We start from the raw sequence: 22460 nt of genomic DNA, 5'->3' as shown, positions 1-22460 counted from the left end.
GCTGATATCTTCTAAGTTTTGAGCAATCGAGTCAGGAGTTTTGAGTTGAAGTGTAGAAAAATATCGCATTTTAAAACTCATAGTTTTCTAGCCCTACCAGTTTTCTAGAACCAAGCCCAAGGGAACTCCAAGAAATAAATTATCCAATATTGTGGGGTGGACATCTTGCCACTGGTGTCAACTTAACGCGAAATCGCACGTCCGCCAGTCCGCCAGGGATTGTAAATCCCTGTCTCATAGCTAAAGTCCTCTGAAGAGGACTAAAGAGCGCGAAAATTTTTAGTCTACTTCAGTAGACTTGAGCAATTAACTTCTAATTAGATATCTATCTAATTAGAACTATATAGGACTCATATTTGATTTCTGAAAAAACTCAGTACAACTAAGAAGCCTTCTTTCCTGTTGCCTGTTGCCTATTGCCTATTGCCTATTGCCTGTCTACGCAAATTCGTTCAGAAATCAAAGCGGATTCCTATATCTAATTGAAAAGCTCAGATCCCCAACTTCTCATAGAAATCGGGGATTTTTTTGTTCAGTTTAACTAAATTGTTCCTCTGCATCGAGGTTGAACAGCATTTGCAGAGTTTGCATACAGCGCCGTCTAGCTTCAACATCTTGCTGCGATCGCAATTGCACCATCGGGTCATGTAAAATTTTATTGACAATTCCCCGTGTTAATGCTTCAATCACCTCTTGATGTTTTTCCGCGAATTCCGAACCCAATCTCGACAAAGCTTTTTCTAACTCTTGTTCACGGATGGTTTCGACCTTATTTCGCAGACAGCTAATAGTGGTAACAGTTTCTAAACTGCGCCACCAAATATCAAAGGCTTCCACTTCTTCCTCTAAAAGTCGCTCTGCTTCTTGTGCAATCTTGCGACGGCTTTCGTAGTTTTGCGCTACTACTGCCTTCAAATCATCGACATTAAACGCTTGCACATTTTCTAGTTCATTCACATCCGCATGAACATTACGCGGCACAGAAATATCAAATAACATTAAAGAGCGCTGAACTTCTAAAACCATTTCCAATTTGGCACGGTCAAGTATTGGCTCTGTAGCAGAAGTACTTGTAAACACCAAATCACTATCGGCAATTACGCTCATCATTTCCGATAGCGGATGAATATTGATCGGTTGCTGAGGGAATTGCTTTGTTAATTCTAGGGCGCGATCGCGAGAGCGATTTACAATACTAATTTCCACAGCACCTTTAGAAATTAGGTGTTGCACCAGCAGCCGCGACATTTTACCAGCACCCAGAATTACTACTCTGCAAGCAGCTAAATTTGCTACTTTAATTTGTGCTAACTCCACAGCAGCCGAACTGATAGAGACAGCACCAGTACCAATACTAGTTTCAGTACGAACCCGCTTACCAGCTGTTAACGCTTGTTTAAATAATCGATTCAAAATGGTTTTTATACCACTATATTGCTGTCCCAGTTTGTGAGTAGTCTTCACCTGAGCCAGAATTTGACCTTCTCCAAGTACCAGACTATCTAAACCACCAGCTACCCGCATAACGTGCATTACTGCATCATCATGTAGCAACATAAATAAATGTTGTCGCAGAGAAAGCACGGGTAATTTACTGTATTCTGCAAGAAACTGCGTTACTTCCCGGATACCTTGGTCTGCTTCACTGGTGACAATGTAAATTTCCAGGCGGTTACAAGTGCTAAGAATTGCAACTTCGTCAATATGGGGATAGCTGGCCAGTTGAGCGATCGCACTTTCAATTTGTGGTTCTGGAATGCTCAGTTTTTCCCGGACTTCTACTGGGGCTGTTTTATGGCTTAACCCCACCACTGCTATATTCATTTGCTAAATTGTAGTTACTAGTTGGTAGTTGGCAATCTGGCATTAAGTAAGAATAGGGAATGGGGAATTTTTGTTTATTGGTTGATAGTTTTCTAACCAACCATTAATCACTAACTACTAACTACTAACTACTGTAAAGGTAAAGCATTTCGGTGATGATTTTTCCGTTTTATAGAAACATTTCTTTCCAAATGCTTTACCCTTACTTTTACCATTCCCCATTCCCTAAAAATTAGTTCAGTTGGAGAACTTTTGGTTCACCAAACAAGTGAATTGTATCAACAAATCGAGCAGTTTTAGACTGGTTAGAAATTACCAAGCTTTGAGTTCTTGCCCCGTCTTTGAAGAAACGTACACCTTGCATGAGATTACCACTGGTAATGCCGCTAGCCGCGAACAGAATAGTTTCACCAGATGCCAGTTCATGAGCATCATAGACCTTATCGGGGTCATTGATATTCATAGACTTTAAGCGATCGATGTTGGCTTCTCTGCTTTCTCCAATCAGACCTGTTTTGACTACAGCTGGATCGTAGATCAGTTGACCTTGGAAGTGTCCACCCAAAGCACGCATTGCTGCTGCTGAGATTACGCCTTCAGGAGCCGCACCAATACCCATCAGAGCGTGGATATTGGTTCCAGCAAAACCACAACTTATAGCTGCACCCACATCACCGTCTGAAATTAGGGCGACTCTCGCTCCAGCCTCACGGATTTCCTTAATTAAATCGTTGTGGCGTTCGCGCTTCATGACTACAACCACAAGTTCTTCAATACTCCGATCTAGACACTCAGAAAGAATCTTGAGGTTTTCTGTTGCTGACTTGTTGATGTCTACCTTGCCCTTAGCTGCGGGGGGTGCTGCTAACTTCTTCATGTAAAAGTCAGGAGCAGCAAATAATCCACCCTTTTCAGAAATTGCCAAGACAGCCATCGAACCAGGTTGTCCATAAGCTACCAAGTTGGTACCTTCACAGGGGTCAACAGCGATATCAATTTCAATTAATTCATCAGGGTTACAGACACTTTCGGCATTTGGTTGGGTACAGATACCAACTTCTTCCCCGATGTATAGCATAGGCGCGTCGTCACGTTCGCCTTCCCCAATCACAATGCGACCGCGCATGTGGATTTTATTCATCCGCTCCCGCATAGCTTCCACAGCTACCTGGTCAGCGATGTTTTTTTCGCCTTTGCCCATCCACTTTGCAGATGCGATCGCGGCTTGCTCTACTACTTCAATAATCTCTAAACCAAGTGTATTTTCCACAGAGTTTGCCCTCTCAGCTGCTTGAATTTGCGTCGTTTTATCTGCCTATTTCAGTTTTCAAGTCTACCAAAGGGCGGATACACGTGGAAGAAAGTTAAGTTTTACTGCTAACTCGTTAGAAAAGTGCCAGTTAAGACATCCTAATTTTTCACTCCTACAACTCCAGTATAAAACCTGTTTAAAAGTTACTAAGTTAAGAACTGGTACAAATATTTAGCAGTGTATATCCATAATGTTGCTTTTATTCAGGTCTATCTTTAGGTATAAAATAACAAACAAGAAAGCTAGTAGATTCACTAAAAACTGAAAAACGATACACAAAGTAAATATCTTGTCAAATTAAGAGGTTAATCGTGTTTATAGACTACATCACACTCATGTTGATCAATATGGTAGCTGGGTTATTTCTACTGGCTGACTATGTTTATCGGGGTATAAATAGTTCTAATCAGAGGCAGTGGATTCCCGGTTTTGGGATTACAGGCGCGATCGCACTCACAACTGGTTTACACATGAGTTTTACCTGGCCTGTTATCGGTAGTTTTAACATTGCATTCGGTGAAACAAGTGTTCTTTTTGGAATCTTGTTTGTGGCGGCTGCGGTTTCTCTTGCTCAAAATTGGGATTTATTGACAATAGCAGTTTATGGTTTTTTTGCTGGCGTAGTTGCGATCGTAGTGGGTATCCGTATCATCAACTTGAATTTGACAAAGCAACCGCTTTTGTCAGGAATGGGCTTTATTTTAACTGGCTTAGGTGGTATTTTCGCTGCGCCAACCCTCTATTGGAAAACCAACCGAACTTGGCGACTAATTGGCGTAGCAGTGCTGATAGTTGCCGCTTTAATTTGGGCATTGACTGGCTATTTAGCTTACTGGAATCATTTAGAGAGCTTCCAAAAGTGGGTTCCAGCGCCGATGCGATAAGCAATGATCTAGGCTAGAGACATAGTTAAAACCTTGCTTAATAAAAATATGCTGGACTTTCTTAATCCCCTCTTAAATCGCCATCCAGAGCGAGTTAAAGCCAACGTCGAACTTTACACGTGGCAAACTTGTCCTTACTGCATTCGTGCCAAAATGCTGCTGTGGTGGAAAGGTGTAAATTTTACTGAATATAAAATCGACGGCGACGAAGCAGCCAGAGCTAAAATGGCAGAACGCGCTAACGGACGCCGTACAGTACCACAAATTTTTATCAATAACCAGCACATTGGCGGCTGCGATGATCTCTATCAGCTAGACACACAAAGTCAACTCGATCCCCTTTTAGCCCAAGCCGCTATTTAGAAATCAAATCAACCCCAACAATTTTCTTGGCGATGCTATGTTGGGCAATTTTGGATTCTAAATTTCTCGGTAAGCAAGTTCGTAGTAAGGACTTTAGTCCTTATTTTCTAAGCACTAAAGTGCTTACTACAAACTTTTCATTACTAGCTTGATAAAGTGCCAGTAAACTGTAGGGCAAAAAATATCAAATTGATAAGAATATGCTAACTAAATACACAGAATATCTTATACATCAACAATGGATGAGTTGTGCCCTAGAATTAGCAAAAACAGCAGGTGATGCAGGTGAAGTCCCTGTAGGTGCTGTTATCATTGATCCAACAGGCAAATTGCTGGCACAAGGAGAAAACAGAAAAGAACGCGACAAAGACCCCACCGCTCATGCGGAAATTCTCGCTCTCAAGAGAGCTGCAACAACTTTACAAAATTGGCATCTTAATGAATGCACACTCTACGTAACTCTTGAACCTTGCCCGATGTGTGCAGGTGCGATCGTCCAAGCGCGTCTAGGATTAGTTGTATATGGAGTAGACGATACAAAAACTGGCGCAATTCGTACAGTTATTAACATACCCGACAGTACTGCTTCTAATCACCGTCTCCAAGTAATCGGAGGCATTCTAGAGTCAGCTTGTCGTCAGCAATTACAGACTTGGTTTGCCACTAAGCGGCGTAGGGTAAACTAACGGACAGAGGTAAAACTGTCCATCTAGTACGACACAAGTCACGCAAGAGAATCTACGGTGTAACTAATCAGGCTTTTCGTTAAATTTTTACCCGTCAATCAGCTGCATCCGTCATGATGGAATTTTACTCTTCATCCGATACCTGCCAGCACCCACCAGGAAATCCTCAGGTAGATCGTACTACCTCAAGGGTTTCTCCTTGGTTAAGTCCCCTGGCATATTTATTAGGGCGTCACTGTCTATTACCATTATTCTTTGGACAAATTAGAATAACCGGACAAAAAAATATCCCCACAACCGGGCCTGTGATCCTTGCGCCTACCCATCGGGCGCGTTGGGATGCGTTGCTTGTACCCTACGCTACTGCTTGTCTGAGAAAGCAAGACTTGCGGTTTATGGTGACTATTGACGAATGCCAAGGTTTGCAAGGCTGGTTTGTCCGACGCTTGGGGGGGTTTCCTGTGAATTCTAAGCATCCGTCAATTCGCACACTGCGACATGGAGTAGAGTTACTTCAGCAGCACAAAACCCTGGTAATCTTTCCAGAAGGTAATATTTTTCGCGATGGCCAAGTTCACCAGTTAAAGCCGGGAATTGCTCGTCTTGCTTTGAGTGCTGAATCTAGTTATTCCGGGTTGGGAGTGAAAATTATACCCATAGGCATTAATTACAGCCAACCTTATCCAAATTGGGGTACAGATGTAAATATTGACATTGGCTCCCCAATCAGAGTGACGGATTACATGAGTGGCTGTATAAAACAAGATGCCAAAAGCATCACATCTGATTTAGCAAAGGCACTGCAACAATTAAGCCATCAAGAAACAAAAGTTACTAATCACGCATTTGCAGAAATTACTAATTCTTGATCTAGTTAAACATCAAGAGTTCCAAGACTGGCTCTTAAGCATTGACCATTAACCGTGCATGATTAAGAAACTGCACGTTTTCAAGATTTGACACTAATTGCTAACTGCTATACCCATCCTAAATAAGTAACAAAAGATTAGTGATATTTTGTAACCCTTGAGGATGTATACATATATAGATTACTCTCTATCTACGCGATATTCAGCCAAATTGGCATTTTTTTGAGTAAATAGCTAAGAGTTGTCTGCAAACTATTGAATTGATTGATGATATATAGAGAATTAACGCGTTAACTCAGTCCACTGTGGGTATCGCTAATCACAACTATTTAAGTTAGTTACTATACAGGGGTAATGGGAACTCTATTAAACCGATTTTCAGTCCTAAATCAGAGATACTTAGGATGTAACTTTGCTTTGTCCAAGACCAAAACAGAGTTAAGATACCCGAAGTTTCCATAACTTGTTTATATAGTTGTCGCACTAATTGATCCCATGAACACTGCTGCCGCTGTTACCTTGATGCACCGTACTGTTTTATCAGTCATAGCAGTCCTTAGCCTGCTATCACCTGTGAATGCTCAGGTATCACAGTCACCAGGCACTACCAGCCAACCACAACCCATTGACCCCAACGATCCCAATAACCTCCGCCCCATAACCCAAAGTAACAGCCTTTTGAGCATTGAAGGTGGCGATCGCTTAGTAAAAGATGCAGAACAAGCCGTTTCTGCTCAAAACTACCCCTTAGCTGCCAAGAAACTGCAAGAAGCACGTCAAGTTTATAATCAGCTATCTAATTTTTATCAAGAGTTAAATTCTAGCTTTTCGGGAATTGACAACAGAGTTTCTGATTCTCAGCGTCAAAAAGCTCTATTAACAGCCCAAAAGCGAGATGAAGCTACCTTTCAGTTAGCATTGGTACATCGCGCCCAAAATCAGCCAGAATTAGCTGTACCGTTGTTAGTTCAAATAATTAAGAGTCAAAATCCGACGCGGGATTTAGGCAAGAAAGCCTATAAACAGTTGTTTGAATTGGGTTTTGTTGATTCTCCCTATCCCAGAGAAGGTGGTACTTCATCTTCCTCATCCCCAAAAAAATAAATTAAATTGGCGTTGCCTGTTTTTCCTTATCTCCCCAACTAGTCGCCTGGGAATCCCCCAGTGCTAGGATAGAGCTATCTACCGTAGCCAAAAACTGAGCGTTCTCAAAAATACACCTCAGAGGCGTGTTTATCTACAGCCTTGCCAAAACCTAAAGTTGGCACAGGCATTTGCTCCATATCTGTTAATAATAGAAAAGTAAGTTTTTTCAGGAATTGCGATGATTAGTCCGCAGCAGGTTGAGGCAATGATCAAGGCGGAACTGCCAGACGCCCAGGTTCAGGTGCAAGACTTGACTGGTGGCGGTGACCACTATCAGGTGACAGTAGTTTCATCGCACTTTGCAGGTAAGGGACTAGTGCAACAGCACCAGTTAGTTTATGGTGCGTTGGGTCAAGCTATGTCAACTGAAGCAATTCATGCCTTGGCGGTAAAAACATACACTCCCGAAGCTTGGCAAGCAACAGCAAGTTCCTAAAGTTATGAGTTAGAAGTTAGGAGTTATGAATTTTTAACTCCTCACTCTTCACTCCTCACTCTACTAATGCAACATAGGAAACACAAGTACCATGACACCAGAACTCAAAGACAAAATTGATAACTTGCTACAACAGAACAAGATTTTAGTTTTCATGAAGGGAAACAAGTTAATGCCCCAATGTGGTTTCTCCAACAACGTTGTGCAGATTCTCAATACCTTGGGAGTTCCCTTTGAGACGGTTGATGTTCTATCAGACTCTGAAATCCGTCAAGGAATTAAAGAATACTCTAACTGGCCGACAATTCCCCAAGTGTATATCAATGGTGAATTCGTTGGTGGTTCTGACATCTTGATTGAACTGTACCAGAAAGGTGAATTGCAACAAAAGGTAGAAGTAGCTCTAGCCTCGTAATCTCTGGTTAACAACATACCCTTTGGTTTGTTGTTAAATCTGTGCTTTGCAATCAAGGCAATGTATCGTTTTTAATGTCCTTGAAAGGGGAAATATATATACCTCCCCTTTCAAGGTTTTTTAATAGGTTTCTGATCAAAAAACTTGACCGAAATAACCAGAAAGCCCGTTTAGAACAAGATTCTAGAAATTATCTTGTTCCCAGTCAAAGACTAGGAATACCTAATGAGGCTACAGCCCACAATTACAGCTAGAAGCTAGAAACGAGGTTTTAAATGGGTTTCGGCTTAAGTTGACATCAATGACGAGATCCCCACCTCACAATAAATAATTGGATATTTTTTTATGAGGACTAAAGTCCCCACTACAAACCTTTAATTATTTACGCCCACTTACTTAGGTCAACAATCCCCTCAGTCGCATTGGCAAGACCAATATAGGGCTGAGGGGATGCGTTTTATCAATACAATAATTTCTCCAAATTTCACACCACAGCAACCCGTTGAACAATACAGATAATATGCTATAATTATCTGCGGTAATTAACGGTTACTATCAATAACCAAGTAAATGGTACTTAGTAGTAATCGGGTTGTGGCTGTGGTTGCGGCACTGCAAAATTTGACCCATCGTACAAGTAGCGGCTGGCTTCCTCTTCTAGGCGATGAATCAGATATGGTTCAATGACGTTGCTATGTCGCAATGCGGCTAGATATCCATCCAAATACATCCGCATATCATCCGTGCGATAACCGCGATTCCATAACTCGGCGAAGGCGTCGGTGAGTCTTTGGTAATAGCGGATGGTTTGTGTGTCTTGGAGCATAACTGCTGTATTAATCTCTTTGGAATGAGAATTGTAAATGATTCGCGCTCAAATGTGAAGTGTAATTTCACTTTGGCATCAACTCAAAGTCAACACATCTACGTTTGATCAGTACCCTCCTAGCAGCTACAAGCTACTTTAATCCTATTCCAGAAAACATCGATTCTAGTGACTAGCTAAGTTATTTTTGTGATTTTCATGATCAACAGCCCAATTCTATTGGTGTTATATTCCTGGATAGGGGACGCTAGATTTTTGTGGAAAAAATCTACTTTCATCAGGTTAAAAAGCTGTTGTAGTAATGGTTAGCTGGTTGCATTATAAATATTTTCCACATTACACCTATCTAAAAACAGAATATTAAGCTAAAAGAACTTTTGATAAGTCTAACAAAACTTTCGATAAATTTAATAAAAATTTAACAATATTTCTAATCGCCTTTTAGCAAGGCATAAATTAAAGATATTGCCACTCTTTTTATGAGGAAATGTAAAGCTAATAGTAATTGAAGTAACAAAGGCTACAAAACCTTAGAGATGGGCTTGTTACTTTGAAAGTCATCAGACGCTAAGGGGTCTTGCCGCCGTGGGTTCGGTTTGTATAGAAATCATTGAGGGGAATCCCCATCTGAGGTCGTTGTTGGGTTGGCACTTGCAACAACTGGAATACCGTGTGCATCAAGCTGCCAGCATTTATCAAGCAAGGGAAGTATTTTTAAGCCATCAACCAACACTGGTAGTCTTAGATGCAGACCTGCCTGATGGTGATGGCATTGAGTTTTGTCGTTGGTTGCATCGTCAGCAACAGCCTCTAATCTTAATGCTATCTGCCCGTAATAGTGAAGCTGATATCGTTGCAGGTTTAAAGGCGGGTGCAGATGATTACTTGAGCAAACCTTTTGGGATGCAAGAGTTTTTGGCACGGGTAGAGGCACTGATTCGGCGGAAGCGCACACCTACTGCACCAGCTTACTTGGATTATGGCACTTTGCAAATCGATTTAGTTCAGCGTCGTGTCCGTTTCCAAGGGGAGTTCATTGACTTAACGCCCCAGGAATTCAGTTTGCTGTACGTTTTGGCACAAGCTGGGGGAGTACCTCTGAGTAGGTCGGAATTGCTGCGTCGTGCTTGGCCTGATGCTATCGATAACCCTCGTACCATTGATACTCACGTTTTGTCGCTGCGGAAAAAGGTTGAACTTGATCCCCGGCAACCCAATTTGATTCAAACTATCCGCAATGTTGGATACCGTTTTAACATGGAAATTTTGAATACTAATATTTCACAGTCACAAACAACAAAGTTAGCTAGAGAAAGATTTAGTAATCAACGTTCAACACTTAGTAGTAGTCAAGTGTGATGGAAATGGGGAGTGGGATATGAGGGAGATGAGGAAAATAACTTATGTCCAATGCCCAATACCCAATGCCCCATGCCCAATGACAATTGACTCATCCAAAATTTAAAATCCAAAATCGTCTTGCTCTGTTGCTTGAATCAGGCTTTTTCGTAATTCAATCCAGTCTATCTCTGAGGCTGTTTGATTTGCGAATAAATGACCTTGTTGCAGGTGTAATAACCGATTGCAAAACATCTGGGCTAGTTCCAGTTGGTGATTTACCATCAGAATTGTGGTTTGATGAGTTTGACTCAACTGGGTTAAGATTTGCATTAGATAAGTAGCCGTACCAGCATCTAGGGCAAAGGTTGGCTCGTCTAATAATAATATTTTAGGCTGGATGACTAAAGCACGAGCGATCGCTACTAGTTGTCGTTGTCCCGCAGAAAGTTGCACCTCTGTTCGCCCTAACCATTCATTGGGAATGTGCAGTTGGTCTGTCCAGTAATTGACTCGTTGCTGAATTGTCTGTTTGGGCAAACCACGCAAAACTAAAGGATAAGCCAAGGATTGCCCAACTGTCATCCCCAACAGTTTAGATTCTTGCAATACAAGTGTCACTATTTGGCGTAGCTGGATGACAGGAATTTGGCGATATTCTTGATTTTCGAGATAGAGTTTACCACTTGTGGGTTCAATTAGGCGGTTGATAAGGCGTAATAACGAAGTTTTTCCAGCGCCTACTGGGCCTACAATTACAATGCGATCGCCTTGGGATGCCTCAAAGGAAATATCCTGCAATATGGCGTATCCCTGCTGATTGCCAGGAAGTTGGGTTTTCAGCTTTGTAAACAGATTAACTTGCTCTAGCCTGAGTGTGGCTTTTGCTGTGTTCAAGGGAGTGGGGAGTGGGGAGTGGGGAGAAAACAATACCCATACCCAATTTTAAGTTAATTGTGCAGTAGTTAATGCTGTAGCGATCGCCCAACCATCGACTAATAGTAGCAGCAGTGTGCATCCCAGTAAAATCAGGTACATCCACGGCTGCGCTAAAGGGCGAACATCTGTGGTGTCAATGCTCGTTTTTGCTTGGACAATTTGCACCAAACGGGCAAATCCAGCTACACGCATCGGTAATAAATAAGCTTTCCCATCCTGGCTGAGGAAGTAATAAACTAGCCCTCCTTGTCCAGTGCTGCGGGGTTTTATCTCTTTGACTTGTGACCAAGGTAAATACCAGCCTTTACGAAAAAACCTCGGCACCCAAGCGGGGTAAGTAACCTGAATTCCCTCGTCATCTACCATTACTTGTTCAGTTAATACTGCGTACAAGGCAACTAAACCGATGCCAATTCCTATCCACAATAATTCTGGAGGTACGGGTGCGGCTGTTACCTGCGATAAAAAAGGTAATGGGACTGTGAGTGCTATGTATAGACTCAGCAACGTTATCCGAATCAAAGGAGACAGACGAAAAATAGAAGCTGAGATATTGGCTGAGTTTGCTGTCACGGCTCAATTACAATGTTTTTCTTCATTGTAGGGTAGGTCTATGTTTTAGCTGGAGTGTTGCAAATAAGGTATGCCACTTTAATAATTCGTAATTCGTAATTCGTAATTCGTAATTTTTTAGGGTAAATACTTTTGTACTACAATCCAACCAGTAAGGGATACCCAGGCAAATCCTATAAATAGAATAATATTTACGCCGATGTGTAAGGGTCTAGCCCAAGGTCGTCTGACACTAATTTGTGTGGCGCTAAAAGCAGATAGTAAAACTAATGCTACGACTATTAACCCAGCAACTAAGTGTGACGAGTGTCCTAGTGAACCAAAGTGCCCCCAAGTGCCAACAATGCCGATCGCTAGCAACAGTAGCACTAAACTTACCATGCTGATGCCCATTGCATAGTGGAGCGATCGCACCCCTTTATTACCGCCCATAAATGGCGTGATAAAAGGAAATTGCTGCGAAGTTCTCGCCCGAAACATCCAAACGCCGGTGACTGCTAACATCAGATATGCCAGCAGGGACAACCCCATAGACCAGGCGGCTATTTTCCACAACCAAAGAAATGAAGGCAGATTCATAAGATTGATTGTAAATGAGAGTGGGGGGCAGGAGAGCAGAGGAGGATAATTAATGACAAATGACAAATGACAAATGACCAATAAATATATAAACAAAAAGGGCTGCTGAATTAGCAACCCTTAAATTTAGATAAAATTGTTTTTTTTAATCAACCGATGCTAAACCAAGGATTTGCAAGGGTTTTGTAGTATCTCCGATTTTTGTATTAATTTGCTGCACCATTAATTTGGTATTAATAGGGTCTTTTCCATCTGATGAGTCTGTATCAAACTCATAAGTACTGGGTTCTTCGAGCATCAGGCGATCGCACGGAATCTTATCGGATAAAATTGCACTTGCCATCATCCCTGTATGAATCTCCACTTGACCTTTTCGCGGAGCTTCAAAAACTAAACGTTGTCCAGGGAAAACAACCCTTTCAAAGTACCAGTTGGGAATATTGCAGATGCGAGCTACCTGTATTTTGCTCGTGGCATTAATGTAGCAGCAGAGAATTTTTCCTGATTGCTCAGGTGGTAGAGGATCTAATATTTGAGCCATAACTGCTGAGGAGCTTTACGCCACAATTTTACATTACACTAGCCAAGCCTAGCATCCACTGATCCCCAGTTGTTGTAACTGCGAATACCAACTGAGTATTTGTAGATTATTTCTGTCTAAAGATATATTTTTAGTTATGAAAATTTTGTAATTATTCACACCTTTTTCGGAATTATACACTATAAATAAAAGTTTTTAATATTTTATCCTGGTATAAAAGCTTCAATTCTCTGAAAGCAGATTGTTAGGGAATTGACATAACAACGATCCCCTTCCTTTTATCATAGCGAGGAAGTGAGTTTTGCTGTTTCATCTATCTCAGAATTAATCGCCTGGGATCATCACTTAATGAATAAACTCGATGTTATGGTAAAGCTATATGAAAAATGTCTTCATAAACCTCTCTATAGATTCTATGTATGTTTTATGCACAGCAATTTTAGCGTTTTCCGCAGTTGCTAACAGCAGGTTTCTAATACCAACAATCGGCTGAAATGTCAAGCACGATTGTGATAAATAAAACCAAATAAAACAAGCACACACTGTAAGACTAGATGTTTCTCTCGCTTTCTCCACAGATTGGCAAGATGGAAGTTAAAACACAGATGATGGAAAATCGAATTCTTTACGTTCGCCTTCCTTGTAACCCCATCTTTCCTATTGGGGTTGTCTACCTGAGCGATCATGTCCACAAGCAGTTTCCTAATATTGAACAGCGCATCTTTGATTTAGGAACAGTGCCACCTTTAGATTACAGTTCGGCTCTGGATCGCTGTATTGATGAATTTAAACCGACACTACTAGTATTCTCTTGGCGGGATATTCAAATTTATGCCCCAGTTGGTGGACGTGGTGGCAACCCACTGCAAAACGCCTTTGAATTTTACTACGCCAAGAATCCTCTACTGAAACTACGTGGGGGATTGGGCGGTTTGCGAATCTTCATCGCTTACTATGTAGAGTTGTGGCAAAATCAGGGCTTAATCAAACGCGGTTTAAAGCGTGCCCAAAAATATAATTCTGATGCTCGTGTAGTTGTCGGTGGCGGTGCAGTCAGTGTATTTTACGAACAATTGGGTAAAAGCTTACCCCAAGGAACAATTATTTCTGTGGGTGAAGGCGAAACTCTGCTGGAAAAACTTTTAAGTGGCAGAGATTTTCGAGATGAACGCTGTTACGTTGCCGGAGAAACTCAACCACGAAAACGGCTAATTCACGAACAACCCACCCCAATAGAAAAAACAGCTTGTAACTACGACTATATCGAAAGCATCTGGCCGGAATTTAACTTTTACCTGCAAGAACAAGACTTTTATATAGGTGTACAAACGAAGCGTGGTTGTCCTCACAACTGTTGTTATTGCGTCTACACCGTCGTCGAAGGCAAACAAGTACGCATTAACCCAGCAGATGAAGTAGTTGCTGAGATGCGCCAATTATACGATCGCGGCATTCGCAATTTCTGGTTTACCGATGCCCAATTCATCCCCGCGAAAAAATTTATCCCCGATGCTGTAGAACTATTGCAAAAAATCGTCGATTCTGGTATGACAGATATCCACTGGGCAGCATATATCAGAGCCGACAATTTGACACCAGAGTTGTGTGACTTGATGGCGAAAACCGGGATGAACTACTTTGAAATCGGGATTACCAGTGGTTCTCAAGAACTCGTGCGGAAAATGCGGATGGGGTATAACTTGCGAACCGTCTTGCAAAACTGCCGTGACTTAAAAGCTGCTGGTTTCAACGACGTAGTTTCCGTAAATTACTCCTTTAACGTGATTGACGAACGTCCCGAAACCATCCGTCAAACCATCGCTTACCACCGCGAACTAGAACGGATTTTTGGTGCTGATAAAGTCGAACCCGCCATTTTCTTTATTGGACTACAACCCCATACCCATTTAGAAGAATACGCTTTCAAAGAAGGCATCCTCAAACCAGGATACGATCCAATGAGTTTGATGCCGTGGACAGCCAAAAAACTTCTCTGGAATCCCGAACCCCTTGGTTCATTCTTCGGCGAAGTCTGCTTGCAAGCTTGGCAACAAAACCCCAACGACTTCGGACGCGAAGTCATGAAAATCTTAGAAGAAAAACTGGGTTGTGCTGACTTAGAAGCAGCACTGACAGCACCATTAGAGACGAAAGAAAAACAGTTAGCGGGTGTATCCTAGAAAACACTAAAATGTGGGGAAATTCAGAATTCTGAATTTCTCCCTCTATCTTCCTCAGTGCCTCTGCGGTTATTTTTACCAAATCCCATGTTAGAAGGTTCAATCCTACAACAGCTTGAAGCAGCCCATCGTCATACCACCAGGCCAATTCGATTCGGTGTTTACTACAAAAATACCTTAGTTGCCCTGTGCCACGCTTTAGAAGACCATATCTTAACCGATGACGGTACACCCTTAGTCATTACAGCTTTTCAACAAGGTAAATGGTATCTACAAGAAGCTGATCGATATGCAGACATCGCCCAGTACAGCCGCGAAATTGCGATTATGGCAGCTGCGGAATCTGGCTTTGCTGAACATCCTACCAGCCAGCTACCCAATGTAGACTTGGTAGGATTAGATGCAGGCGATCCGGTGGCGCAAGAGTGGCACTTAATTATTTTATCGTCTAAATACACAGCAATGGTAATTTGTCAAGAATTATCTGAAGCTGATTATGGCAGCGCTGGAGTACCGACATCAGATTTAGAGCGTAAATTTTATGGCTTGTGGACATTTGAGCCAGAGTTAGTACAAGAGACAGCAGAAATTGCGATCGCTCACATCAAAAAATACAACCCAGAATTGGCGGAAAAACTCACAAGCGATAAGCAGCAAATTGTACCGTCAATGGATAGATCCCAAAATTTAGGTGCAGTTGTCTCTCGTGTAGTAGATTACCTCCAGACTGGGCAAGAGAATTTATCTATCCCTACAGCGCTTCAGAAACAAACGCTGGATCGCAACTTGGTTTCTAACGAAATCCAAGCCTTTTTGCGAATGGCGCAACTGATGGATATGGCAGATGTCAACAATCCAATGGCAGCTGCGGAAGTAGTAGTACTTGCTGAAGCGATCGCCCAGCTTTTGGATCTTCCCGCATGGCAGATTAAGAGATTGCGGCTAGCGGCTTTGTTACATCGCATAGATCCATTACAAAATGCCGAAAGTGTCCTGACTTCTGGTAATATACCAACACGCTATCAAGAAGATGCCCCCAGTTGTCCTTTAATACCAGGGGCGCAAGTATTGCGAACTATGCCAAGATTACGAGCAGTTGCCCAAATTATTACTCACCAAAGCGAGTGGTGGAATGGCACAGGGGAACCAGCAGGTTTAGCTGGAGATGAAATTCCCCTAGAGTCGAGAATTTTGGCATTATTGGCAGACTTTCAGTGGCGAGTCAATCAGCGAAAATCGTCAAATCAAAGCCGGGAACAGATATTTACTCAAGCTTTAGATGAGTGCAAACAGCAAGAATCTACGCGCTTTGACCCTAAACTTGTAGATACCCTAGCTTTATTAGTTATGGGTTTACAACAAGGACTCGACTTACCCTTGATGACACCCAAATTCAGCGCCGGCATCTGGATACTTGATTCCCAATGGGATAGCCACAGCAAGATCAGTGAAGAGATTAGTAGTTACTTTACATGAATATTGAAACCATTAGATTAGGAAAACTCAAACAACTTCCAGGCGCAAATTTAGAAGACGAGGAACTCTCCCGACTGGATTTAAGCCGGATTAATCTTGCTGGCGCTACCCTTGTAGGTGCTAATTTTGCTGGTTCTAAGCTCGAAGGTGGACATTTGGAAGGGGCGAATTTGATGGGAGCCAACCTCCAAGCAACTGACTTGCGGGCGAATCTGATGGGAGCAAACCTGATGCAAGCAGATTTAACGGGCGCTGACTTGCGGGGTAGTAATTTGCGCGGCGCTAACTTGATGGGAGCAAGACTTAGTGATGTGTCATTGGTGGGTGCTTTCTTGAGTGGCGCCAATTTGATGAATGTGAACTTGCAAGGCGTAGACTTGCGCGGTGCTGACTTGCGCGGTGCAAACCTAACAGGGGCAAATCTCAAAGGTGCAGACTTGAGTCGCGCCGATTTGCAAGGGGCTTTATTGAGTGAAGCAAACCTGGAAGAAGCTGACTTGCGGGGGGCGAATTTGGCGGGGGCGAATTTGACGGGAGCGAATTTACTCTGTGCAGAGTTAGAAGGTGCAAATTTAAGCGGCGTTAATTTGAATAAAGCATGTGTGGTGGGGACAGTGGTTGAGACGCTTGCGTAAAGATTGCACCAAAAAGCCCAGTATACTTGGCTATTGTTAAAATTTTCGCAGATGAAGCAGGTGAAAGTTTGTGAGCCTAAAAGAAATTATCAGACTAGCAAAGCAGCTTTCAACTGTGGACAAGATACGTTTGATCCAGCAAATTGCTCCTGATATAGAACGCGAGTTAACAGATAAACTCTCTAACTTTCCCCGACAATCCTTATGGGGACTCTGTGCTGATTTAGGAAACGCACCTTCCACACAGGAAATTGATGTAGCCCGTAGTGAAGAATGGGCTAATTTTCCACGGGAGGATATTTGATGCTGTGTGCTGTAGCTGACAAATATGTACTCCTGGGAACAAGGCAACTGATTAATTTTGAAAACATCCTTTCTTGATTTTACTAAAAATAAAAGGATCTCCCAAATATTTACCTAACCTAGTTTTGCAAGCAGGTAGCCCTAATTTGGCGCGAAATTCTTCGTCGTATACTGCTTGTTCCCATTTTTGTGCCAATTTAATCTGCTCGGTTGTCAGATTTTTAGTATGACGAAAGTCTGTTCTATCTACGCTACTTTGAGTAAAGTCAACATCACGGAGGTTTGCACCTCTTAAATCATTTCCATCCAATTTTGCGACATTTAATCTAGCACCAGTTAAATCTACATTTCTTAAGTTGACATTGACAATTAATTCGCTGTGGCTTAAATCAGCATTTTGTAAGTTTGCCGACTGAAGGTTAGCATTGCCGAGGCTCGCGTAAGATAAATTAGCTTGATTTAGATTTGCTCCCGTTAAATCTAAACCTGTAAGGTAGGCACTTTTTAAGTTAGCACCACTTAAATTTGCAGCACGGAGATTACTATCAGAAATAAATAAGCCAGAGAGATTAGTATCAGAAAGATTAGCTGATTGTAAGTTAACTTTCTCTAAAGAAACTTTATAATCAGCATTACAACTAAAATCAATATCACCGATTTCTGAGAATCCAGATTCTCCACGATCATCTTCAGATTTATCAGTCCATCGCATCTCTGCTTGGCGTAGATCAGATCCTTGTAAATTTGCACCATCTAATTTAGCATCTGTCAGTTCAGCTTCTCTTAAATCTGCTCCAGCTAAATCAGTATTTGTTAAATCAGCACCACCTAAATCACACTTGGGGCATTTTTTAGTTGTTAGCAACTGCTTCATATGGGCGGAATTTGAAGTTTTTTTAGCCTCACAATTTTTACAACCAGAAAGAAAAGTAAGTAATAAAGCTGATAGAATTAATATTTTTATTTTCATATATGACGCGATCGCTCAGTTCGCCCCCGTATCCACAAAGCTAGTACACTCATTAACAACACCCCCATCACTCCTTGTAGGGGATTATTATTCACACCAGTTACCCAATCAGGAACTTGACCAGAATATTTCACTAATTTACCTACATTAATAATGTAGTAACCCCAAACTAAACCACCATGCAAACCAATTGGAAAACCCAAGCGTCCTCTCCGCCAACGCTTTCCCCATACTTGCGTTAATCCCAGCAGTACTAAAGCTGGAAATTGCGGCAGTGTATGAATAATTGCCTCTAAGGGTTTAATAAAGTGCAATGTAGCAAACGAAGTTGCATCTGTCCACAGTGCCACACGCAGACTGTAATCTCGTTGTAACTCATCTAACAACCAGCCTCGGAATAACAATTCCTCAGCAAATCCGATGCCCAAAGCAACAAGTAAACCCTCAAAAACAACTTTCAGCAAAAAAACTTTCGGTTGTTGCCACACCAACCAACCCAACAAACTTTGTACCCCAAAAAGTATCAGAATATTAATTATCCCCAGAGCCAAGCCACGCAGTAAATCCACACCGTTTTGCCGCGTGAATTCTAAGCCATAATGCCTCAGAATTTGGGGCTGCTGGTAGACATATTTACCCCATAGTCTCAGGAGAAAAATAAATATTGCATATAACAATACCAAAGTCAATATACTTTCTAAGTTTGAATCATGCACTAGTAAGTATATTGGTGTAGCAAATGGCAACCATAGCAACAGTAAAGTCAAAATAAAAGCACCCAGCCTAATAGGGGCAGGGCGTTCAGCTAAATGGACAAGGTTTTTTTTCATACCAATGTTAAGTCACCAGTCAATACTCTATATTTCTACTAATGACCAATGACCAATGACCAATGACTATTCATCAGGTTCAATCGTGCTACTTAAACCGTGACTTTTCAATGTTTCGCAATAAAACTCAGCGTGTTCCAGGGCGCAAGTAATGACTAAAGCTAGCCCGTTAGTATGGGCTTCCATCATGATGCTAACAGCTTGGGGTTGGGTAAGGCTTGGTACAGTAGCGATTAGTGACTGCACAACATGCTCCATCGAGTTGTAGTCGTCGTTATGGAGCAAAACGCGATACCGAGGCGCGAGCTTGCGGGTTGTAGAAGGCTTTTGAATGGTTTCAACTGACACGGCTCTTTGCTCTTTTCTCGTTACTTCACTACAACAAAGTCTCTGTTTTGCGATCGCTTAACAGTCGTTTACCTATTCTATAGTATTTCTGCTCAGATACTATGCTAGGAAAACTCTTTGCTGCCAGGGATTGGTTGTATTAGTTTTGCGTAGCCACTTGTGAGACAGATGTCTAAGACATGGCTGCCATAAGAGTGCTACCCTAATTTTACAGAAGCTTTCCTTAACGTAGCGCATTTTCACTTTTAAGATTAAGGAAGTTGCAAAATAATCCTTGCCCCTGCCCAAACTGCATAATGATAGACATGAGCCTAGATTTTCTTCAACCGGGACAAATTGTGTCTTTAAAGTATGGCGACAGAAATCTGTATGCAGAAGTTATTCAATTTGTAGTTTCCCGCCAGCTGTGCTGGGTGCGTCCTTTATTAATGGTCACGTGGACTCAAGAATCGCCGCTAATTACCGATTTGCGAGATGCATCTGACTTGCTTTGGCCTGCCAATTTATTTCGACCAGCTTTAGATACAGAAGTGATTACCTTCTTGAGCCAACTTTTAGCAAAAGAACCAAAAACTGAACCTGACTCAGTAGCCAAACAGCAACTCAATCAGTTTATTCACCAACTTTGGCAAGCATACCAAGATAGTTCTGAGTGCTAAGTGCTGAGTTTTTTACTTAGCAATGACTGGCGATTTACTATGAATGCACGATGTAGAGGTTCATTATCAAAGTTTACGCCACCTTAAATATTTAAATAATTAGCCTCATAGAAAAGTTTTTAAGTCAAGAATCTCTCGTCATAAACAAGTTTCATGGCTCTTTTTCAATCCCCATTACAAAACTTAATTACGTTAGCGTAACGGTAGCGAGTCTACTTATCCTTACAGAGAAGCAAGCTATCGAGAGCTTCTCTTAGAGAGAGAGCATCATGACGACGAATTACGAATTACAAATTACGCCTAATGTGAATTAGGAAAAAAGGCGGGAGAAGTAAGAAGATGAAAGTTACCACACTTATCAAATCAGACTTCCCCCATGAATAGCATAGACCTGGGAACGTTAATTACAACAATATTTGTACTCGTAGATGATTGGTATCAAAAGCAAGTAAAAAACACAACAGTGGGAAAGCCAGGTGTGAAAGCCAGAATGAGTGATAGCGAAATTATGACACTAGCACTAGTCATGGATTATGTGCCGTTTCCGGAAGAAACGCAGTTTCTCGGTTTCATCAGGGGAAATTACAGAGAGTGGTTTCCGAATTTACTTGACCAAAGCCAATTTAATCGGCGGTTACGGCAATTGGATGGGATGTTAGAAAACTTACGCCGTAGTTGGGTGGAGCAATTGGTTGGGGAAGGTGAAAAATATTTCCTCCTCGACACTAAACCGTTACCTGTATTGGGACTCAAGCGTGACAAGCGATATAGTGACTTCGCTGGCAATGCTGCCCCCGGTCGGTGTGCTGCAAGAGTTATGAGCTATTTTGGCTACAAGCTAGTGATGCTGTCAACGTGGAATGGAATTCCTATTGCTTATGACGTAGTTCCTGCTAATACTGATGAAAGAGTTGCGGCTGAAGGTATTTTAGAGATGGTTCAGTATAGTGATATTTACGCGGATAAGGGTTTTATTTCTGCTGACTGGCAGGCTATGATCACTCGACGCACGGGGAATCGCATCTGGACACTCAAGCGCGAAAACCAGCATCTTCAACATTCTCATACTTTGAACCGTTTTATTAGCCGTGTTCGCCAGCGCGTCGAAGGTGTTTTTCACGAAATTCAAAATACTGGTCGTAATCCGGAACGCTTACTCAACAAGACTGTTGATGGCTTCTGTGTTCATATTGCTGCCAAAATTGCTTCTCACACTCTACGTCTATTGCTTCGTCGCCGTTTTGGCATCAATGTTCTCACTTTTCAGTCTCAACCTATTTAATTCACATTAGGCGTAAATTATTTTAAAATCCCAGGCTAGGAACCAACTGGACTCGTCCAGCATCCATCTCTGCCATTAATAATTCTAAGGCTTCGTAATCAACATCAGAAATGTAACCAAGTTCCGTCAGTTCTGAGTTTATTTCATTTTCTATCTCAGGAGTTAGTTTTTTAATGTCAAGAGCTTTTTCTACCAATTTACGAATAGCGTACTGAGTTCTCATAAGTAATAACCCAACTGTAATATGATACTAATCATCCCAGATCAGTCTCAGTATAAAGAGTGATCCAAATACTAACTTGCTAGTGATATATATCACAATTTAATTAGTTAGATAGATAATTCGCTATGACTTTCCGGTATACCATTAGCAACGCTAAAGTGGGAGATTTAACCTACCGTTAAGACTTGGCTAAATTAGCTCTAGTTATAGACTAGGCAAGGTTTCTCAGCATAGTTACTGATAATTTGTCTGCTCTATGGCTGTCTATAGTTGATTGTTTTTGAACTGAGATAAAAAAAAAGTATATATAAACACATTTTAACCTGGAATTATAACAATCTTTAAACAGACATACTAAACCAATAAAGATTCAGCAAAGAGAGCTAAGACGTATGGTCGATGCAACAAAATAGAGTTTATGTTCAAATAATCTTTAGCTTGACGCTTCGACAATTCTCAACAGGATGTAACTATGCAAGCAGTGCTTAACTATCCCAAGATTGCAGTTATTCGCCCCCAAGGGTGTTTGAATGCTGCAAACGCCTTGGAATTTGAACGAGATATGACCACAGCGTTGGCACAAAATGGTATTTCCATCTTGGTAGTAGACCTAGCAGCAGTAGAATCCTTAGACAGTGCGGGGTTGATGGCATTGTTATCTACACACAAGCTGGCTCTTACTTTAGGACGGAGTTGCCAGCTTTGCGCTGTTGCTCCAACAATTAGAATTATTTTTGAACTGACGCAACTCGATAGGGTATTTGAAATATTAGACGGTGAAGCCGAGTTGGCCCAAATATAAATTTATGTAAAATCACAAAGG

Annotated in this window: 26 protein-coding genes; 15 read left to right on the top strand and 11 right to left on the bottom strand. The window is 41.7% G+C overall.

Translation table 11 applies throughout. The features are described from left to right. Positions 1-537 precede the first annotated feature (537 nt). Positions 538-1824 carry a glutamyl-tRNA reductase gene (locus tag A4S05_RS12515; RefSeq protein WP_069070143.1) on the bottom strand — a complete coding sequence of 429 codons (1287 nt, stop codon included), beginning with the start codon at positions 1822-1824 and terminating at the stop codon, positions 538-540. Between the two features lie 232 nt (positions 1825-2056). Then, positions 2057-3094, bottom strand: coding sequence for a class II fructose-bisphosphatase (gene glpX / locus A4S05_RS12510; RefSeq protein WP_069070142.1), 1038 nt, complete (start codon positions 3092-3094; stop codon positions 2057-2059). Positions 3095-3447: 353 nt separating this feature from the next. On the opposite strand from glpX, the gene A4S05_RS12505 reads away from it, so the two are divergent. From A4S05_RS12505 to grxD, 7 genes are all read left to right on the top strand, one after another. Continuing rightward, positions 3448-4020: a DUF981 family protein gene (locus A4S05_RS12505; RefSeq protein WP_084227092.1), complete on the top strand. Its 573-nt coding sequence runs from the start codon at positions 3448-3450 to the stop codon at positions 4018-4020. A 48-nt stretch (positions 4021-4068) separates the two neighbouring features. Next, entirely contained in the window at positions 4069-4383 is a 315-nt protein-coding gene (grxC, locus tag A4S05_RS12500; protein ID WP_069070140.1) for a glutaredoxin 3, read from the top strand. A gap of 200 nt (positions 4384-4583) precedes the next feature. Then, positions 4584-5069: a tRNA adenosine(34) deaminase TadA gene (tadA, locus tag A4S05_RS12495; RefSeq protein ID WP_069070139.1), complete on the top strand. Its 486-nt coding sequence runs from the start codon at positions 4584-4586 to the stop codon at positions 5067-5069. Positions 5070-5182: 113 nt separating this feature from the next. Beyond that, on the top strand, positions 5183-5938 hold the full coding sequence (locus A4S05_RS12490) for a lysophospholipid acyltransferase family protein (protein WP_176726988.1): 756 nt from the start codon (positions 5183-5185) through the stop codon (positions 5936-5938). A 495-nt stretch (positions 5939-6433) separates the two neighbouring features. Continuing rightward, positions 6434-7042 (top strand): hypothetical protein, encoded by a 609-nt coding sequence (locus tag A4S05_RS12485; protein WP_069070137.1) that lies wholly within the window; start codon positions 6434-6436, stop codon positions 7040-7042. 220 nt (positions 7043-7262) lie between these two features. Further along, a complete protein-coding gene (locus A4S05_RS12480) occupies positions 7263-7520 on the top strand; it encodes a BolA family protein (protein ID WP_069070136.1) in 258 nt (85 codons plus the stop codon). A gap of 91 nt (positions 7521-7611) precedes the next feature. After that, entirely contained in the window at positions 7612-7935 is a 324-nt protein-coding gene (grxD, locus tag A4S05_RS12475; RefSeq protein ID WP_069070135.1) for a Grx4 family monothiol glutaredoxin, read from the top strand. Positions 7936-8512: 577 nt separating this feature from the next. Here the strand turns inward: grxD and A4S05_RS12470 are convergent. Then, entirely contained in the window at positions 8513-8761 is a 249-nt protein-coding gene (locus tag A4S05_RS12470) for a DUF6761 family protein (RefSeq protein ID WP_069070134.1), read from the bottom strand. Between the two features lie 585 nt (positions 8762-9346). On the opposite strand from A4S05_RS12470, the gene A4S05_RS12465 reads away from it, so the two are divergent. Beyond that, on the top strand, positions 9347-10120 hold the full coding sequence (locus A4S05_RS12465) for a response regulator transcription factor (protein ID WP_069070133.1): 774 nt from the start codon (positions 9347-9349) through the stop codon (positions 10118-10120). 102 nt (positions 10121-10222) lie between these two features. On the opposite strand, the gene A4S05_RS12460 is transcribed toward A4S05_RS12465, so the two are convergent. The 4 genes from A4S05_RS12460 to A4S05_RS12445 all read right to left on the bottom strand — a co-directional run bounded on the left by A4S05_RS12460 (position 10223) and on the right by A4S05_RS12445 (position 12731). Continuing rightward, positions 10223-10996, bottom strand: coding sequence for an ABC transporter ATP-binding protein (locus tag A4S05_RS12460; RefSeq protein WP_069070156.1), 774 nt, complete (start codon positions 10994-10996; stop codon positions 10223-10225). A 48-nt stretch (positions 10997-11044) separates the two neighbouring features. Further along, positions 11045-11611 carry a hypothetical protein gene (locus A4S05_RS12455; protein WP_069070132.1) on the bottom strand — a complete coding sequence of 189 codons (567 nt, stop codon included), beginning with the start codon at positions 11609-11611 and terminating at the stop codon, positions 11045-11047. A gap of 117 nt (positions 11612-11728) precedes the next feature. Beyond that, positions 11729-12190 (bottom strand): DUF4079 domain-containing protein, encoded by a 462-nt coding sequence (locus tag A4S05_RS12450; protein ID WP_069070131.1) that lies wholly within the window; start codon positions 12188-12190, stop codon positions 11729-11731. A gap of 145 nt (positions 12191-12335) precedes the next feature. Further along, the gene (locus tag A4S05_RS12445) at positions 12336-12731 is read right to left on the bottom strand and encodes a DUF1830 domain-containing protein (protein WP_069070130.1); all 396 of its coding nucleotides are present in this window, start codon (positions 12729-12731) and stop codon (positions 12336-12338) included. Positions 12732-13318: 587 nt separating this feature from the next. Here A4S05_RS12445 and A4S05_RS12440 point away from each other — a divergent pair. The 4 genes from A4S05_RS12440 to A4S05_RS12425 all read left to right on the top strand — a co-directional run bounded on the left by A4S05_RS12440 (position 13319) and on the right by A4S05_RS12425 (position 17326). Next, on the top strand, positions 13319-14911 hold the full coding sequence (locus tag A4S05_RS12440) for a photosystem II high light acclimation radical SAM protein (RefSeq protein ID WP_069070129.1): 1593 nt from the start codon (positions 13319-13321) through the stop codon (positions 14909-14911). A gap of 87 nt (positions 14912-14998) precedes the next feature. Beyond that, positions 14999-16387, top strand: a complete 1389-nt coding sequence (locus tag A4S05_RS12435; RefSeq protein WP_069070155.1) for a DICT sensory domain-containing protein — start codon at positions 14999-15001, stop codon at positions 16385-16387. Next, positions 16384-17022, top strand: coding sequence for a pentapeptide repeat-containing protein (locus tag A4S05_RS12430; protein WP_069070128.1), 639 nt, complete (start codon positions 16384-16386; stop codon positions 17020-17022). The genes A4S05_RS12435 and A4S05_RS12430 overlap by 4 nt, the downstream gene beginning before the upstream one ends. Positions 17023-17092: 70 nt before the next feature. Then, positions 17093-17326 carry a hypothetical protein gene (locus tag A4S05_RS12425; RefSeq protein WP_069070127.1) on the top strand — a complete coding sequence of 78 codons (234 nt, stop codon included), beginning with the start codon at positions 17093-17095 and terminating at the stop codon, positions 17324-17326. A 51-nt stretch (positions 17327-17377) separates the two neighbouring features. On the opposite strand, the gene A4S05_RS12420 is transcribed toward A4S05_RS12425, so the two are convergent. The 3 genes from A4S05_RS12420 to clpS all read right to left on the bottom strand — a co-directional run bounded on the left by A4S05_RS12420 (position 17378) and on the right by clpS (position 19473). Continuing rightward, positions 17378-18295: a pentapeptide repeat-containing protein gene (locus A4S05_RS12420; protein WP_069070126.1), complete on the bottom strand. Its 918-nt coding sequence runs from the start codon at positions 18293-18295 to the stop codon at positions 17378-17380. Continuing rightward, complete coding sequence (locus A4S05_RS12415) at positions 18292-19125, bottom strand: CPBP family intramembrane glutamic endopeptidase (protein WP_069070125.1); 834 nt, start codon at positions 19123-19125, stop codon at positions 18292-18294. Before A4S05_RS12415 ends, A4S05_RS12420 begins: the two co-directional genes overlap by 4 nt. Before the next feature lie 66 nt (positions 19126-19191). Continuing rightward, positions 19192-19473 (bottom strand): ATP-dependent Clp protease adapter ClpS, encoded by a 282-nt coding sequence (clpS, locus tag A4S05_RS12410; protein WP_069070124.1) that lies wholly within the window; start codon positions 19471-19473, stop codon positions 19192-19194. 305 nt (positions 19474-19778) lie between these two features. Between clpS and A4S05_RS12405 the strand changes: the two genes are divergently transcribed. Continuing rightward, positions 19779-20132 (top strand): hypothetical protein, encoded by a 354-nt coding sequence (locus tag A4S05_RS12405; RefSeq protein WP_069070154.1) that lies wholly within the window; start codon positions 19779-19781, stop codon positions 20130-20132. Between the two features lie 376 nt (positions 20133-20508). Further along, entirely contained in the window at positions 20509-21414 is a 906-nt protein-coding gene (locus A4S05_RS12400) for an IS982 family transposase (protein ID WP_069070123.1), read from the top strand. A gap of 22 nt (positions 21415-21436) precedes the next feature. Here the strand turns inward: A4S05_RS12400 and A4S05_RS12395 are convergent, their stop codons facing one another. After that, a complete protein-coding gene (locus tag A4S05_RS12395) occupies positions 21437-21637 on the bottom strand; it encodes a hypothetical protein (protein ID WP_069070122.1) in 201 nt (66 codons plus the stop codon). Between the two features lie 472 nt (positions 21638-22109). On the opposite strand from A4S05_RS12395, the gene A4S05_RS12390 reads away from it, so the two are divergent. Next, positions 22110-22439 carry an STAS domain-containing protein gene (locus tag A4S05_RS12390; protein ID WP_069070121.1) on the top strand — a complete coding sequence of 110 codons (330 nt, stop codon included), beginning with the start codon at positions 22110-22112 and terminating at the stop codon, positions 22437-22439. Positions 22440-22460 lie beyond the last annotated feature (21 nt).

This window comes from Nostoc sp. KVJ20, from assembly GCF_001712795.1.
GTDB lineage: Bacteria > Cyanobacteriota > Cyanobacteriia > Cyanobacteriales > Nostocaceae > Nostoc.
Note: the sequence above shows the minus strand (reverse complement) of the source record. Positions and strands in the feature narration are given on the sequence as shown.